Genomic DNA, 15,520 nt, shown 5'->3' on the forward strand with positions numbered 1-15,520 from the left:
GGCGGCGTCGCCCGGCCGACGGGGCGCCGCGCGGTTACCCTGACGCGGTGCCCCACCCCGTCGTGTACTCCACCGCGCTGAGGACCCGCTTCCGGGGCCTCGACCGCCGCGACGGGGTCCTCCTGCGCGGCGACGCCGGCTGGGGCGAGTTCTCGCCCTTCTGGGACTACGACGACGCCGTCTCCGTCCCCTGGCTCGCCGCCGCCCGCGAGGCGGCCGAGACCGGGTACCCCGCCGCCCTGCGGCCCCGCGTCCCCGTCAACGTCACCGTCCCCGCCGTCGGCCCGGAGCGGGCCGCCGAGATCGTCCGCGCCTCCGGCGGGTGCACGACGGCGAAGATCAAGGTCGCCGAGCCCGGCCAGACGCTCGCCGACGAGGTCGAGCGGGTCGCGGCCGTCCGGGAGGCGCTCGGCCCGGGCGGCCATGTCCGGGTCGACGCCAACGCCGCCTGGGACGTCGACACCGCGATCTCGCGTCTGGCCGAGCTCGACCGAGCCGCCGGCGGGCTGCAGTACGCCGAGCAGCCGGTCGCGGGCGTCGAGGACCTCGCCGAGGTCCGCCGCCGCTCGGGCGTGCGGATCGCCGCCGACGAGTCCGTGCGCCGAGCCGAGGACCCCCTGCGGGTCGCGCGCGCCGGGGCCGCCGACGTCCTCGTGCTCAAGGTCCAGCCGCTCGGCGGCGTGCGCGCCTGCCTGCGGATCGCCGAGGAGGCCGGCCTGCCGGTCGTCGTGTCCTCCGCGCTCGAGTCCTCCGTGGGGCTCGCCGCCGGCGTGGCGCTCGCCGCCGCACTGCCGGAGCACACGCTCGACGGCGTGCCGCTGGCCGCCGGCCTCGCCACCGGGCACCTGCTCGAGGACGACGTGACGAGCGACCCGCTCCTGCCCGCGGGCGGCCACCTCCCCGTCCGCCCGGTCGAGCCCGACGCGGTCCCCGCCGCCGACGACGAGACCCGCGCGCGGTGGCTCGCCCGCCTCGAGTCCGTGGCGGCGCTCCGATGACCGCCCACCTCGTCGCTCGCGACGTCGTCCGCGCCCTCGTCGCCGGGGGAGTGCGCGACGTCGTCCTCGCACCCGGATCGCGCTCCGCCCCGCTCGCCCACGCCCTGCACGCCGCCGAGCGGGCCGGCTGGCTCCGGCTGTCCGTGCGCATCGACGAGCGGGTCGCCGCGTTCGTCGCCCTCGGCCTGTCCCGTGCCGGCGAGCTGACCGCGAACCCGGAGCTCCCCCCGGCGCTCGCCCGCCGGCCCGTCGCCGTCGTCACCACCTCCGGCACCGCCGTGGCCAACCTCCACCCGGCCGTCCTCGAGGCCGACGCCGCCGGCGTCCCCCTGGTCCTGCTCACCGCCGACCGGCCCCACGAGCTGCGCGGCACCGGCGCCAACCAGACCACCGACCAGGTCGGCCTCTTCGGCCCGGCGCTGCGACACCTCGTCGACGTGCCCGCAGGCGCCCCGGACGGGCCCGCGCTCACCCAGCACGTCGCGCGCGCCCTGGCCGCCGCCACCGGCGCCCGCACGCGGGACCCCGGGCCGGTCCAGCTCAACCTCGCGTTCCGCGAGCCGCTCGCGCCGGAGACCCCGTGGGAGCCGGGGGAGGCGCCCGAGGTCCGGCCCGTCGCGGCCCCCGCCGCGTCGCTCTCGCTGCACCCCCTCGAGCGCGGGCCGCGCACGGTCGTCGTCGCCGGGGACGGCGCGGGGGCGGCGGCCCGGAGGCTCGCCGAGTGCGGCGGCTGGCCGCTGCTGGCCGAGCCCACGTCCGGCGCCCGCGGCGGCCGGTGCGCCGTCAGCGCCTACCGCGAGCTGCTCGACCTGCCCCAGCTCGGCGGGCGGATCGAGCGCGTCGTCGTCGCCGGTCATCCCACGCTCTCCCGCCCCGTCACCCGCCTGCTCGGGTGGGCGGAGCCGGAGATCGTCGTCGTCGCACCGACCGGGCGGTGGCCGGACGCCGCCGGCACCGCGTCCGTGGTGGCGCAGGGGTGCACGGTCGAGGGCGAGCCGGGTCCCGACGAGAACGCCTGGCTCGACCTCTGGCTCGACGCGGGGCGGTCCGTCGTCGCGCGCCTGTCCCACCCCGCCGCCGGGCCGCCCGACGACGGGACGATCGACGCCCTCGGGGCCGCGGCCACCGTCGCCGGGGTCGCGCGCCGCTCCGGGACCCTGCTGCTCGGCGCCTCGCGCGTGGTCCGGGACGTCGACCTCGTCGGCCAGCCGTGGATGGACCCGCTCCCGCACGTGCTGTCCAACCGTGGGCTCGCCGGCATCGACGGCACGATCTCGACCGCCGTGGGTCTTGCTCGTGGCAGCGGCGGCCCCGTCCGGGTCCTTCTCGGCGACCTCACGTTCCTCCACGACGCCGGCGGCCTGCTGCTCGGCGCCCTCGAGGAGGACGTCGACGTCCAGGTGGTCGTCGCCGACGACTCCGGCGGCGCGATCTTCGCCCTCCTCGGCCACGCCGACGCCTCCCCGGACGGGTTCGCCCGCCTGTTCACCACGCCCCAGCGCGCCGACCTCGGGGCCCTCGCCCGCGGCTACGGCGCCGCCTACCGGGCGCCGGCCACCCTCGACGAGCTCCGGACGATCCTCGGCGAGCCGATCGTCGGCCGGTCGGTCGTCCACGTCCGGGTCGGCGAGCGCCGGGCCGAGACCTCGCGCGCCAGGTCGCTCATCTAGTGGCGGCCGAGGGACCGTGCCTCGCCGAGCTCCTCGCCGCACCGGTCGGTGAGCTCGCGCTGTGGACGCGCGGCGGGCGGGGCGTCGCCGGGCGCGGCGGGACCGTGCTCGCGCTGACCGGGCCGCGCCGGCTGCAGCGCCTGGCCGGCCTCTGGCGCCTGGTCGACGTGGGGGTGGTCGGGACCGCCGGCGCCGCGGTCGCCCTCGTCTCCTCGACCTTCGACGACGACTCGCCGAGCCCGTCGCTCCTCCACGTGCCGGCCGAGCTCGTGCGGGTCGGTACCGGCGACGACGCACGGCCCGAGCGGTGGGCGCAGGCGGTGGACCCGGCCTCGCTCCGGGCGGCGCTCGACGCCGACGCGGCACTCGCGGGGGCCTCGCACGGAGCGCGCGTGGCCGAGACCGCGGACGTCGTCGGCCCGCGGGTCCCCGGCGGCAGTGGGGCTGCGGCTGACGATGACGACGGCGATGCCGCCGCGTACACGTCCCTCGTGCGCGACGTCCTCGGCGACATCGAGTCGGGCACGGTGGCCAAGGTCGTCACCGCGCGCCAGGTCCGCATCGCCGCCGCTCCGCAGGTCCTCGACCAGCTGCCCGCCCGGCTCGCGCAGGCCTACCCGGACGCCTGGACCTACGCCGTCGGCGGCCTCGTCGGCGCCTCGCCCGAGATGCTCGCCGCCCGCCGCGGCGACCGGATCGCCTCCCGCGTCCTCGCCGGCTCGCTGCCCCGCGGGGAGCGGCCCGACGACGAGCTCGTCGCCGAGCTCCTCGCCGACCCGCGGATGCGCTCCGAGCACGAGCACGCCGCCCGGTCCGTCCTCGACCCGCTGCGCGCGGTGGCCGCGCTCGACGACGAGCAGCCCGAGCCGTACGTCCTCACGCTGCCGAACATCCACCACCTCGCCACCGACGTCGCGGGCCGCCTCGCTGAGGGGGCCGGTCTGCTCGACGTCGTCGACGCGATCCACCCGACGGCCGCGGTGGCCGGGACCCCGCGCGCGGCGGCGATGGCTATCATCGCCCGCCGCGAGCGCCACGACCGGGGGCGCTACGCCGGCCCCGTCGGCTGGCTCGACTCCGCCGGCGACGGCGAGATCGGCCTCGCCCTGCGCTGCGGGCAGGTCGAGGGCGCCTCGATCCGGCTGCACGCCGGCGGCGGCATCGTCGCCGGCGCCGACCCCGACGCCGAGCTCGCCGAGACCGAGAGCAAGCTGCGGCCCGTCCGCGAGGCGCTCGCCGCCGCGGCCGCCGACCTCGCCGGCTGAGCGGTTCGTCCGCTGCTCCCAGCGCGTTCCCAGGCTCGTGGCTCCTCGTCCAGCGGCCGGGCAGGTTCTCCCCGGCGGATTCGGAGGAGCGCCGTGTTGTGTCGTCCTCGTCCCCACGGAAGAGCACGAGGAGAACGAGATGAGCGAGCAGCACCCCCAGCGCGGCGACGACGGCGGCCGGTGGACCCCGTCCCCGACCTCGCCCCCGGCCGGCGACCCGGCGACGACGAGCGTGACCCCGGCGGCGCCGTCCGCCCCGCGCGCGACCGGCTCGCGCCACGTCGTCCTCGCCGCCCTGCTCGCCGCGGTCCTCGCGTCCGGGACCACCGTCGCGCTCACGCGCGCCACGGACGACGCGGGGGCCGGCGGCGGCCTCGCGGAGACCGTCCAGGCGCTCGCCGCCCAGCAGGAGGCGGGCGCCGCGTCCGGCGACGGCACAGCGGGCCCCGCAGCGGTCGAGGGCGCCGGCGGCGACGCGACGGGTACCGCCGTCCCGGCGAGCGCCGCGGGCGAGGACGGCTGGAGCGAGGTCGTCGCAGAGGTCACGCCGTCCGTCGTCGCCGTGTCCGTGCGCACCGGCCAGGGCGAGGGGTCCGGCTCCGGGGTCGTCCTCGACGAGGCGGGGCACGTCCTCACCAACGCCCACGTCGTGTCGGGCGCCGAGGAGGTGACCGTCACCCTCGACGACGGGCGGCTGCTCGAGGCCGAGGTCGTCGGCACCGACGAGTCCTCCGACCTCGCCGTGCTCGCGCTCGCCGAGGCGCCGGACGACCTCGTCCCCGCCACCCTGGGCTCCGACGCGGACCTCGCCGTCGGCGACTCCGTCCTCGCCGTCGGCAACCCGCTCGGGCTGCGCGGGACCGCCACCACCGGCATCGTCTCGGCCCTCGACCGCCCGGTGACCACCACCGACGCGAGCGGCGAGGGCCCCGTCGTCACCGCCGCCGTCCAGGTCGATGCCGCGGTCAACCCCGGCAACTCGGGCGGACCGCTGTTCGACGCGCAGGGGAGGGTCGTCGGCATCACGAGCTCGATCGCCACGATGTCCGGCTCCGGCGGGCAGGGCGGCAGCATCGGGGTCGGGTTCGCGATCCCCGTCGACCTCGCCTCGCGCGTGGCCGGCGAGCTCATCGAGGACGGCACCGCCGAGCACGCGTTCCTCGGCGTCGCGCTCGACGACGGCGAGGCGGCCGCCGGCGGCGAGGTGCGCGCCGGCGCCGTCGTCCGGGCCGTCGAGCCCGGCAGCCCCGCGGACGAGGCCGGCCTGCGCGAGGGGGACGTCGTCACCGCCCTCGACGACGCCGCCGTCGGCTCGGCGGCCGCGCTCACCGCCGCCGTGAGGGAGCACGTGGGCGGCGACGAGGTCGTCCTCGCGGTCGTCCGCGACGAGGAGGAGTCCGACGTCGGCGTGACGCTCGTGGCGTCCCCCGCCTCCGACGGGTGACCGACCGCCCGCCCGCGCCCGGGCACCTGCGACACTGGCGGGCGTGAACCGAGCCGAGCTGGACAAGGACCCCCGTGAGGTCGCGGGGATGTTCGACGACGTCGCCCAGCGCTACGACCTCACCAACGACGTGCTCAGCGCCGGTCAGGTGCGCATCTGGCGCGCGGCCTCGCGGCGCGCGCTCGACGCCGGCCCCGGGGACCGGGTGCTCGACCTCGCCGCCGGTACCGGCACGTCCTCCTCTGAGCTGGCCGACCGGGGTGTCGACGTCGTGTCCTGCGACTTCTCCACCGGGATGCTCTCGGTCGGCAAGCGGCGCCGGCCCGACCTCGCGTTCGTCGCCGGGGACGCGACCGCCCTGCCGTTCGCGGACGAGTCGTTCGACGCGGTGACGATCTCCTACGGCCTGCGCAACGTGGTCGACCACGCCGCCGCGCTGCGCGAGATGCTGCGGGTGACACGACCGGGCGGACGCCTCGTCGTCACCGAGTTCTCGACCCCGACCTGGGCGCCCTGGCGGGCGGCGTACCGACTCTTCCTCACCGGGGTGCTGCCGCGGCTCGCCCGGCTCAGCTCGTCGAACAACCCCGCGTACGGCTACCTCGCCGAGTCGATCGAGGACTGGCCGGACCAGGCCGGGGTGTCCGACGTCGTGCGTGCCGCCGGGTGGACCGACGTGCAGCACAGGAACCTCTCGGGCGGCATCGTCGCCGTCCACCGGGCCCGCCGCCCGGAGTAGCCCGGGGGTGACCCCGGGAGCGCCGCCAGGGACCCTGGTCCCGGGTATTACGTGCGGTGAATGTCCCGGAATTCCGCGGATTCCGTGGGGGCGACGAGGATCACGTCGGGGGTGCCGAACCGGCCTGTGGGCGGGCTTACGATTCTTCGGGCGGACCCCCCGACCAGCGAACGAAGGAGCTCGACCGTGCCTGCCGCACCTGTGGCCGACGAGGCGGACGTCCTCGTCGTCGGTGCCGGACCGGCGGGCGCGAGCGTCTCCCACTACCTCGCCCAGCAGGGTCACCGCGTGATCGTCCTCGAGAAGTCGAGGTTCCCGCGGGACAAGGTCTGCGGGGACGGACTTACGCCCCGCGCGGTCGCCGAGCTCATCCGCATGGGCGTGCCCACGCGCGAGGAGGACGGCTGGATCCGCAACCACGGGCTGCGCACCTCCGGGGCCGGCCACCGCATCGAGATCCCGTGGCCCGAGCTGTCCTCGATGCCGTCCTACGGGCTCGCGCGCGCCCGCACGAGCCTCGACGAGACGCTCGCCCGCCACGCCGAGGCGTCCGGCGCCGACCTGCGCGAGGGCGTGAGCGTGACCGGGGCCGTGCGGCACGAGCGCACCGGCCGGGTCGTCGGCGTCACCGCTCGCCCGGTGGACGAGAAGGGCCGTCGCGCGGGCGACGAGGTCACCTACCGCGCGCCGCTCGTCGTCGACGCCGGGGGAGTGTCCGCACGGCTGGCCACCTCCGTGGGGATCGAGAAGGACGCCGGCCGCCCCATGGGCGTCGCGATCCGCACCTACTTCCGCACCCCGCGTCACGACGACCCGATGATGGAGTCGTTCCTCGAGCTGTGGGACGGGAAGCCGGGCGAGTCGAACCTCCAGCCCGGCTACGGCTGGATCTTCGCGCTCGGAGACGGCACCGCGAACGTCGGCCTCGGCACCCTCTCGCCGACCGCCACGCCGACCCGGCTCGACTACAAGGGCCTGTTCGCCACGTGGATGCAGAACGTCCCCGAGGAGTGGGGCTTCACGCCCGAGAACCAGGTCGGCGAGCTGCGCAGCGCCGCCCTGCCCATGGCCTTCAACCGCAAGCCGCACTACGCCAACGGGCTCCTCCTGGTCGGCGACGCCGGCGGCATGGTCTCCCCGTTCAACGGCGAGGGCATCGCCTACGCGCTGCAGTCCGGTCGCATCGCCGCCGACGTCATGGGCCAGGCGCTCGCGCGCAGCTCGGACTACGAGCGGGTCAAGGCGCTGCGCACCTACCCGCGCATCATGGCCGACGAGCTCGGCGGCTACTTCACGCTCGGCCGGGGCTTCGCCCACCTCATCTCCCACCCGCGGATCATGCGGGCGTGCGTGCGGTACGGGCTCCCGCGGCCCGTGCTCATGGAGTTCGTCATGAAGCTCCTCGCCGACGGGTACGACCCGCGCGGCGGGGACTGGATGGACCGCGTCATCGCGGCGCTCGCCAAGGCGGCGCCGGTGTCATGACGACCCGTACCGAACGTGCCGGGTCCGTCCCGGCGAACGTCTACCCTGGAGGACGGGACCGGCGGGCGCGGACCTGGACACCGCAGCCCGGCAGGATCGCCGGACCGTTGACGTCGACGGAGGACGCATGACCAACCCCTACGTGCCGCTGCTCATCATGATGGTGGTCGCGGCGGCCCTGGCCCTCGGCGGACTCGGTGCGAGCGCGATCATCGGCCCGAAGAAGTACAACCGCGTCAAGGTCGCCAACTACGAGTGCGGCGTCGACCCGACGCCCCGGGCGCCCTCGGCCGGCCGGTTCCCGGTGAAGTACTACCTCATCGCGATGACCTTCATCATCTTCGACATCGAGGTCGTCTTCCTCTACCCGTGGGCGGTCGCATTCACCGAGCTCGCCGCCTTCGGTCTCGTCGCGATGCTCGTCTTCATCGCGCTCATCACCGTGCCCTACATCTACGAGTGGCGCCGCGGGGGCCTCGAGTGGGACTGACCCACCGCTGACCGACCGCCCCCACCCGCCCCGCCACGCACCACCCGAAAGGACCCCACATGGGTATCGAGGAGAAGCTCCCCGCAGGGTTCGGTCTCACCACCGTCGAGGCCGTCGCCGGTTTCGCCCGGTCGAACTCGCAGTGGCCGGTCACCATGGGCCTCGCGTGCTGCGCCATCGAGATGATGGCCGCCGGCACCCCGCGCTTCGACATGGCCCGGTTCGGCCTCGAGGTCTTCCGCGCCTCGCCCCGGCACGCCGACGTGATGATCGTGTCGGGCCGCGTGAGCCACAAGATGGCCCCGGTCGTCCGCAACGTCTACGACCAGATGTCGGACCCCAAGTGGGTGATCTCCATGGGCGTGTGCGCCTCCTCGGGCGGCATGTTCAACAACTACGCGATCGTCCAGGGGTGCGACCACATCGTGCCGGTCGACATCTACCTGCCCGGCTGCCCGCCGCGGCCCGAGATGCTCATCAACGCCATCCTCGAGCTGCGGGAGCAGGTCAAGAAGGCGCCGCTCGGCGTCAACCGGGTCGAGGCCGCCCGCGCAGCCGAGCGTGCCGCCCTCGGCGCCACGCCGACCCACGAGATGAAGGGGCTCCTCGCGTGAGCGGCACCGACGCCGGCGGTGACATCGCCGCCGCCCCCGGACCGGACGGGCGCACCGAGCTCGACGTCGTGGCCGTGCGTCGCGGCCAGTTCGGCGTCCACGGCTCCGGCGACACCTCGGGCTTCGGCGGGCTCGTCGTGGCCGTCACCGAGCCCGAGGCCGCGCAGCGCCCCTACGGCGGCTGGTTCGACGAGGTCGTCGACGTCCTGCGCGAGGTCCTCGGCGAGCAGGGGATCGACCCCGACGCCGCGATCGAGCGCGTGGTCGTCGACCACGGCGACCTCACCCTGCACATCGCCGCCGAGCACCTCGTGGCGGTGGCACGCGCGCTGCGCGACGACCAGGACCTGCGCTTCGAGCTGTGCCTCGGCGTCTCCGGCGTGCACTTCCCCCAGCACGCGGGCCGCGAGCTGCACGCCGCCTACCACCTCATGTCGATCACGCACGGGCGCTCGATCGCCCTCGAGGTCACCTGCCCCGACGCGCACCCGCACATCCCCTCGCTGGTCGCGATCTACCCGGGCAACGACTGGCACGAGCGCGAGACGTTCGACCTGTTCGGCATCGTGTTCGACGGCCACCCCGCTCTCGCGCGCATCCTCATGCCCGACGACTGGGTCGGGCACCCGCAGCGCAAGGACTACCCGCTCGGCGGCATCCCGGTGGAGTACAAGGGTGCCACCGTCCCGCCGCCCGACACCCGGAGGTCGTACAGCTGATGTCCGCCCCCACCATGCCCAGCGCACCCGGCCCCGCCCTCGGCGAGGAGGAGCCGGACTTCATCGCCGACGGCGGCGACTGGTCCGACATCGCCGCCGAGGCCGAGCGCCTCGGCGAGGAGCGCATCGTCGTCAACATGGGTCCCGTCCACCCCTCGACGCACGGCGTGCTCCGGCTCATCCTCGAGATCGACGGCGAGACGGTGCACGAGGTGCGGGTCGGCCTCGGCTACCTGCACACAGGCATCGAGAAGAACATGGAGTACCGCACCTGGACCCAGGGCGTGACCTTCTGCACGCGCATGGACTACGTGGCGCCGTTCTTCCAGGAGGTCGCCTACTGCCTCGGGGTCGAGAAGCTCCTCGGCATCACCGACCAGATCCCCGAGCGGGCCAGCCAGATCCGGGTCCTGCTCATGGAGCTCAACCGGATCAGCTCCCACCTCATCGCCGTCGGCACGGCCGGCAACGAGCTCGGCGCCACGACGATGATGACCCTCGGCTTCCGCGGCCGGGAGAACATCCTCGACATCTTCGAGCGCGTCTCCGGCCTGCGCATGAACCACGCCTACATCCGGCCCGGCGGCGTGGCCCAGGACCTGCCGCCAGGCACGGTGGAGTTCGTCCGCGAGCGGCTCGCGGACATCCGGCTGTCCGTCGTCGAGATGATGAAGCTGACGATGGAGAACCCGCTGTTCAAGCTGCGGCACGTCGACGTCGGCGTCATCTCGCTGTCCGGCGCCCTCGCCCTCGGCCTGACCGGGCCCTGCCTGCGCGCCACCGGCCTCCCGGCGGACCTGCGCAAGACCGACCCGTACTGCGGCTACGAGACCTACGAGTTCAACGTCGTCACCAAGGAGCGCTCGGACGCCTTCAACCGCGTCCAGGCGCGCTTCGAGGAGTGCTTCGAGTCGCTGCGGATCGTCCTCCAGGTGCTCGACCGCCTCGAGGCGTCCGCGGGTCGGCCCACGATGGTCGAGGACAAGAAGATCGCCTGGCCGGCGCAGCTCTCGGTGGGCACCGACGGCCAGGGCAACAGCCTCGACCACATCCGCCACATCATGGGCGAGTCGATGGAGTCGCTCATCCACCACTTCAAGCTCGTCACGGAGGGCTTCCGGGTCCCGCCGGGCCAGGCGCACGTGGCGATCGAGCACGCGAAGGGCGTCATGGGCGTCCACCTCGTCTCCGACGGCGGGACGCGCCCCTACCGGGCGCACTTCCGCGACCCGTCGTTCTCCAACCTGCAGTCGATGTCGCTGATGAGCGAGGGCGGCCAGCTGGCCGACGTCGTCGTCATCCTCGCCTCGCTCGACCCCGTCCTCGGAGGAGTGGACCGATGACCGAGCAGACCTACGCGCCGGACGTCGCCGAGTCGCTGACCGCCGACATCGCGGCGATCGTCGCCCGCTACCCCTCGCCGCGCTCGGCGCTGCTGCCGATGCTCCACCTCGTGCAGTCCGTCGACGGCTACGTCTCCGCCCGCGGCATCGCGCTGTGCGCCGAGGCCCTGTCGATCACGCGGGCCGAGGTCTCCGCCGTCGCGACGTTCTACAGCCAGTACAAGCGCCACCCCAACGGCGAGTACAACGTGGGCGTCTGCACGAACGCCCTGTGCGCGGTCATGGGCGGCGACCAGATCTTCGAGGCGGTCTCCGACCACCTCGGGGTCGGACACGACGAGACCACGCCCGACGGCCGGATCACCCTCGAGCAGCTCGAGTGCAACGCGGCCTGCGACTACGCCCCGGTCGTCATGGTCAACTGGGAGTTCTTCGACAACCAGACCCCGGCCTCGGCCACGGCGCTGGTCGACGAGATCGCCGCCGGCCGCCCCGTCCACCCCACGCGCGGCGCCACCACGGTGGGCACGTTCAAGGAGATCTCCCGCGTGCTCGCGGGCTTCGAGGACGGCCGCGCCGACGAGGGGCCCGGTGCCGGCGAGGCCTCCCTGCTCGGCCTGCGCATCGCCCGGGCCAACGGCTGGACCTCTCCGCACGAGGACCACGGCGCGGACGACCGCCACCTCGCCGCCGAGGTCGCGGGCGCCGCGCCCGTGGGCGACACCGGCTCGAGCGCCGACCACCAGGTGCCCACCGCGGGCGAGGCCGACCCCGGGACGGCCGGCCGCACGGTCTCCGAGGAGGAGAAGTGACACTCACCAGCCCCGGCACCCTCACGCCGGTCCTCTCCGACATCTGGGACGCCCCGCGCTCCTGGACCCTCGACACCTACCGCGACCACGGCGGCTACCAGGGGTGGGACAAGGCTCTGACGATGCCCCCCGGCGAGGTCGTCGACCTCGTCAAGGGCTCCGGCCTGCGCGGCCGCGGCGGCGCCGGCTTCCCCACCGGTCTCAAGTGGTCCTTCCTCCCGCCGGCCGACGGAGGGCCGCGCTACCTGGTCGTCAACGCCGACGAGTCCGAGCCGGGCACGTGCAAGGACATCCCGCTGCTCATGGCGAACCCGCACTCCCTCATCGAGGGCATGGCGATCACCAGCTACGCCATCGGCGGCCACCACGCCTTCATCTACCTGCGGGGCGAGACGGTCCACGTCTACCGCCGCCTGCTCGCCGCCGTGCGCGAGGCCCGCGAGGCCGGGCTCATCGGCACCGGGCTGGGGCCGGACGGCGACTACCACCTCGAGATCACCGTCCACGCCGGTGCCGGGGCCTACATCTGCGGCGAGGAGACGGCGCTGCTCGACTCGCTCGAGGGACTGCGCGGGCAGCCGCGGCTCAAGCCGCCGTTCCCCGCCGTCGCCGGCCTCTACGCGCGGCCCACGGTCGTCAACAACGTCGAGTCGATCGCCTCGGTCCCCGGGATCCTCTCCCGCGGCCAGGACTGGTTCACCTCGATGGGCACGGAGAAGTCCGCGGGCCACGGCCTGTTCTCGGTCTCCGGCCACGTGACCAACCCCGGCCAGTTCGAGGCGCCGTTCGGCATCACCATGCGCGAGCTCATCGAGATGGCCGGCGGCGTCCGCGCCGGGCACCGGCTCAAGTTCTGGACCCCGGGCGGCTCCTCGACCCCGATCCTCACCGACGAGCACCTCGACGTGCCGCTCGACTACGAGTCGGTCGGCGCCGCCGGGTCCATGCTCGCCACCCGCGCGCTCATGGTCTTCGACGAGACCGTGTCCGTCGTCCGGGTGATCTCGAAGTGGACGGACTTCTACCAGCACGAGTCCTGCGGCAAGTGCACGCCCTGCCGCGAGGGGACCTTCTGGATGAAGCAGGTCATGCACCGGCTCGAGGACGGCCGCGGGCTGCCCTCGGACGTCGACCTCCTCCTCGAGGTCTCCGCCAACATCGCCGGCCGCTCGTTCTGCGCGCTCGGCGACGCGTCGGCCACCCCCATCCAGTCCGGCATCGCGCACTTCCGCGACGAGTTCGAGGCCGGCTGCCACACGCCCGCACGGGAGCTCTTCCCCTACGAGGCGTCGGCGATCTTCCACGAGGCAGGTGTGCGATGACCCAGACCCAGGAGCAGGCCGCGCCGGCGGCCCCCGAGCTCGTCACGGCCACGATCGACGGCCGCGAGGTGTCCGTGCCCAAGGGCACGCTCATCATCCGGGCCGCCGAGCAGGTCGGCATCCAGGTGCCCCGGTTCTGCGACCACCCCCTCCTCAAGCCCGCCGGTGCGTGCCGGCAGTGCCTCGTGGACGTGGCCAGCCCGGACCGCGAGGGCAACCTCAAGAAGATGCCCAAGCCGCAGGCCTCCTGCACGATGGAGGTGACGCCGGGCATGGTCGTGGCCACCCAGCACACCTCCGAGGTGGCCGACAAGGCGCAGCACGGCATCATGGAGTTCCTCCTCATCAACCACCCGCTCGACTGCCCGGTGTGCGACAAGGGCGGCGAGTGCCCCCTGCAGAACCAGGCGATGAGCAACGGCCGCGCCGAGAGTCGGTTCGTCGACGTCAAGCGGACGTTCCCCAAGCCGATCGCGATCTCCACGCAGATCCTCCTCGACCGTGACCGCTGCATCCTGTGCCAGCGCTGCACCCGGTTCTCCTCCGAGATCGCCGGCGACGCCTTCATCGCGCTCCAGGGCCGTGGCGGCGGCACCCCCGGCCGCGAGGTGCACGCCCTCAACGGCTCGCAGGTCGGTGGCTTCGACGCCGACGTCCTCGGGTTCGACGATGCCGGGCTCCCCGACGCCACGGGCGTCCCGTTCGCCGGCCCCGACGGCGTGCCCGGCATGTCCTCCGGCCACGCGACCGCCCCGATGGGTGCGGCCGAGGCCGACACCTCCGGCCGGCCGTTCACCTCCTACTTCTCGGGCAACACGATCCAGATCTGCCCCGTCGGCGCGCTGACGTCGGCGATGTACCGGTTCCGCTCGCGGCCCTTCGACCTCGTCTCCACCCCGTCGGTCGCCGAGCACGACGCCGGCGGGTCGGCCATCCGGGTCGACCACCGCCGCGGCGCCGTCGTCCGCCGCCTCGCAGGCAACGACCCCGAGGTCAACGAGGAGTGGATCACCGACAAGGACCGGTTCGCCTACCACTGGCAGGACGCGCCGGACCGCCTGCGGATGCCCCTCGTGCGCGACCAGGCCACCGGGGAGATGCACGAGACCAGCTGGTCCGAGGCCCTCTCGGTCGCCGGCTCCGAGCTGGCCCGCGCCGCCGCTGCCGGCGGCGTCGGCGTGCTCCCCGGCGGGCGCCTCACCCTCGAGGACGCCTACGCGTGGTCGAAGTTCGCCCGCACGGTGCTCCGCACGAACGACGTCGACCACCGCGCGCGCCCGCACAGCGCCGAGGAGGCCGACTTCCTCGCCTCCCACGTGGCGGCGACCGGCCTCGGGGTGACCTACCGCGACCTCGAGCGCGCCGGCCGCGTGCTCCTCGTCGCGCTCGAGCCCGAGGAGGAGTGCGGCACGATCTTCCTCCGCCTGCGCAAGGGCGTCCTCGCCGGCACGGCACGGGTCACCACCCTCGCGCCGATGGCCACCCGCGGGACCACGAAGATGCGCGCCGACCTCGTCGAGGTCGTCCCCGGCGGCGAGCCCGCCGCGCTGGACGCCCTGGGCGACGAGCTGCTCTCCGAGCTGTCCGCTCCCGGCGCCGTCATCCTCGTCGGCGAGCGCGCGGCGGCCCTGCCCGGCACGCTCACCGCCGTCGCCCGCCTCGCCGAGCGCACCGGGGCCCGCCTCGCGTGGGTGCCGCGGCGCGCGGGGGAGCGCGGCGCCGTCGACGCCGGCCTGCTGCCGACCCTCCTGCCCGGCGGCCGCCCCGTGGCCGACCCGGCCGCGCGCGCCGACGCCGGCGCCGTGTGGGGCATCGACTCCCTGCCCGACCGTCCCGGCCGCGCCCACCGCGAGATCCTGCGGGCCGCCGCCTCCGGCGAGCTGACCGGCCTCCTGATCGGCGGCGTCGAGACGCTCGACATGATGGACCCCGCGGCCGCGCTGCGGGCGATCGGCCAGGTCGACGTGCTCGTCCAGCTCGAGGTGCGCCGCAACGCGATCTCCGAGCTCGCCGACGTCGTCCTGCCCGTGGCCCCGCCGGTCGAGAAGGCCGGCTCGTTCGTCAGCTGGGAGGGGCGCGTGCGTCCCTTCGGGCAGGTCCTCGCGTCCCACGCGCAGTCCGACCGCCTCGTGCTCGCCGACATCGCGCGCGAGATGGGTCGCGACCTCGGCCTCGGGACCCTCGCCGAGCTGCACGCCGAGCTCGCCGAGCTCGACCCGTGGGACGGCCCGGTCGTCACGAGCGACGACACCGCGGGGGCGCCCGCGGCGCGCCAGCAGCCCGGCGCCGGCCAGGCGGTCCTCGCCACGTGGAAGCTGCAGCTCGACGCCGGCCGCGGCCAGGACGGCGAACCGCACCTCGCGGGGACCGCGCACCGCCCGGTGCTCCGCCTCTCGCCGGCCACGGCCCGCGCGGTCGGCGCCGTCGACGGCGGCCGCGTCCGCCTCACCGGACCGACCGGCTCGCTCACCCTGCCGCTGACCGTCACGCGGATGGCCGACGGTGTGGTGTGGGTGCCCGAGAACTCCCCGGGCAGCGCCGTGCGCGCCCAGACCGGGGCCGGCGCCGGCAGCGTCGTCACCGTCACCACCGCGGAGGCCCAGCAGTGATCACCCCGGT

General features: G+C 74.9%; 13 protein-coding genes. All 13 read left to right on the forward strand.

What is annotated here, in order from left to right:
• The first annotated feature begins 47 nt into the window (after nt 1-47).
• The 13 genes from AC24FB_RS10575 (at nt 48) to AC24FB_RS10635 (ending at nt 15,510) form a co-directional block, all read left to right on the forward strand.
• Nucleotides 48-998 (forward strand): o-succinylbenzoate synthase, encoded by a 951-nt coding sequence (locus AC24FB_RS10575; protein WP_425713658.1) that lies wholly within the window; start codon nt 48-50, stop codon nt 996-998.
• The gene (gene menD / locus AC24FB_RS10580) at nt 995-2,668 is read left to right on the forward strand and encodes a 2-succinyl-5-enolpyruvyl-6-hydroxy-3-cyclohexene-1-carboxylic-acid synthase (RefSeq protein WP_425713657.1); all 1,674 of its coding nucleotides are present in this window, start codon (nt 995-997) and stop codon (nt 2,666-2,668) included. Before AC24FB_RS10575 ends, menD begins: the two co-directional genes overlap by 4 nt.
• Complete coding sequence (locus tag AC24FB_RS10585) at nt 2,668-3,933, forward strand: isochorismate synthase (protein ID WP_425713656.1); 1,266 nt, start codon at nt 2,668-2,670, stop codon at nt 3,931-3,933. The genes menD and AC24FB_RS10585 overlap by 1 nt, the downstream gene beginning before the upstream one ends.
• Nucleotides 3,934-4,072: 139 nt before the next feature.
• Nucleotides 4,073-5,377: a S1C family serine protease gene (locus tag AC24FB_RS10590; protein WP_425713655.1), complete on the forward strand. Its 1,305-nt coding sequence runs from the start codon at nt 4,073-4,075 to the stop codon at nt 5,375-5,377.
• 43 nt (nt 5,378-5,420) lie between these two features.
• Nucleotides 5,421-6,116, forward strand: a complete 696-nt coding sequence (locus AC24FB_RS10595) for a demethylmenaquinone methyltransferase (protein WP_425713654.1) — start codon at nt 5,421-5,423, stop codon at nt 6,114-6,116.
• A gap of 186 nt (nt 6,117-6,302) precedes the next feature.
• Complete coding sequence (locus AC24FB_RS10600) at nt 6,303-7,601, forward strand: geranylgeranyl reductase family protein (protein WP_425713653.1); 1,299 nt, start codon at nt 6,303-6,305, stop codon at nt 7,599-7,601.
• Nucleotides 7,602-7,728: 127 nt separating this feature from the next.
• Entirely contained in the window at nt 7,729-8,091 is a 363-nt protein-coding gene (locus tag AC24FB_RS10605) for an NADH-quinone oxidoreductase subunit A (RefSeq protein ID WP_425713652.1), read from the forward strand.
• Nucleotides 8,092-8,150: 59 nt separating this feature from the next.
• Entirely contained in the window at nt 8,151-8,705 is a 555-nt protein-coding gene (locus AC24FB_RS10610; RefSeq protein ID WP_425713651.1) for a NuoB/complex I 20 kDa subunit family protein, read from the forward strand.
• Nucleotides 8,702-9,424, forward strand: a complete 723-nt coding sequence (locus AC24FB_RS10615; protein ID WP_425713650.1) for an NADH-quinone oxidoreductase subunit C — start codon at nt 8,702-8,704, stop codon at nt 9,422-9,424. Before AC24FB_RS10610 ends, AC24FB_RS10615 begins: the two co-directional genes overlap by 4 nt.
• Complete coding sequence (locus AC24FB_RS10620; RefSeq protein ID WP_425713649.1) at nt 9,424-10,767, forward strand: NADH-quinone oxidoreductase subunit D; 1,344 nt, start codon at nt 9,424-9,426, stop codon at nt 10,765-10,767. The genes AC24FB_RS10615 and AC24FB_RS10620 overlap by 1 nt, the downstream gene beginning before the upstream one ends.
• Complete coding sequence (gene nuoE / locus AC24FB_RS10625; protein ID WP_425713648.1) at nt 10,764-11,579, forward strand: NADH-quinone oxidoreductase subunit NuoE; 816 nt, start codon at nt 10,764-10,766, stop codon at nt 11,577-11,579. The genes AC24FB_RS10620 and nuoE overlap by 4 nt, the downstream gene beginning before the upstream one ends.
• A complete protein-coding gene (gene nuoF / locus AC24FB_RS10630) occupies nt 11,576-12,901 on the forward strand; it encodes an NADH-quinone oxidoreductase subunit NuoF (protein WP_425713647.1) in 1,326 nt (441 codons plus the stop codon). The genes nuoE and nuoF overlap by 4 nt, the downstream gene beginning before the upstream one ends.
• The gene (locus tag AC24FB_RS10635; RefSeq protein ID WP_425713646.1) at nt 12,898-15,510 is read left to right on the forward strand and encodes an NADH-quinone oxidoreductase subunit G; all 2,613 of its coding nucleotides are present in this window, start codon (nt 12,898-12,900) and stop codon (nt 15,508-15,510) included. Before nuoF ends, AC24FB_RS10635 begins: the two co-directional genes overlap by 4 nt.
• The last annotated feature ends 10 nt before the right edge of the window (nt 15,511-15,520 follow it).

It is taken from the genome of Georgenia sp. Z1344 (assembly GCF_057652375.1).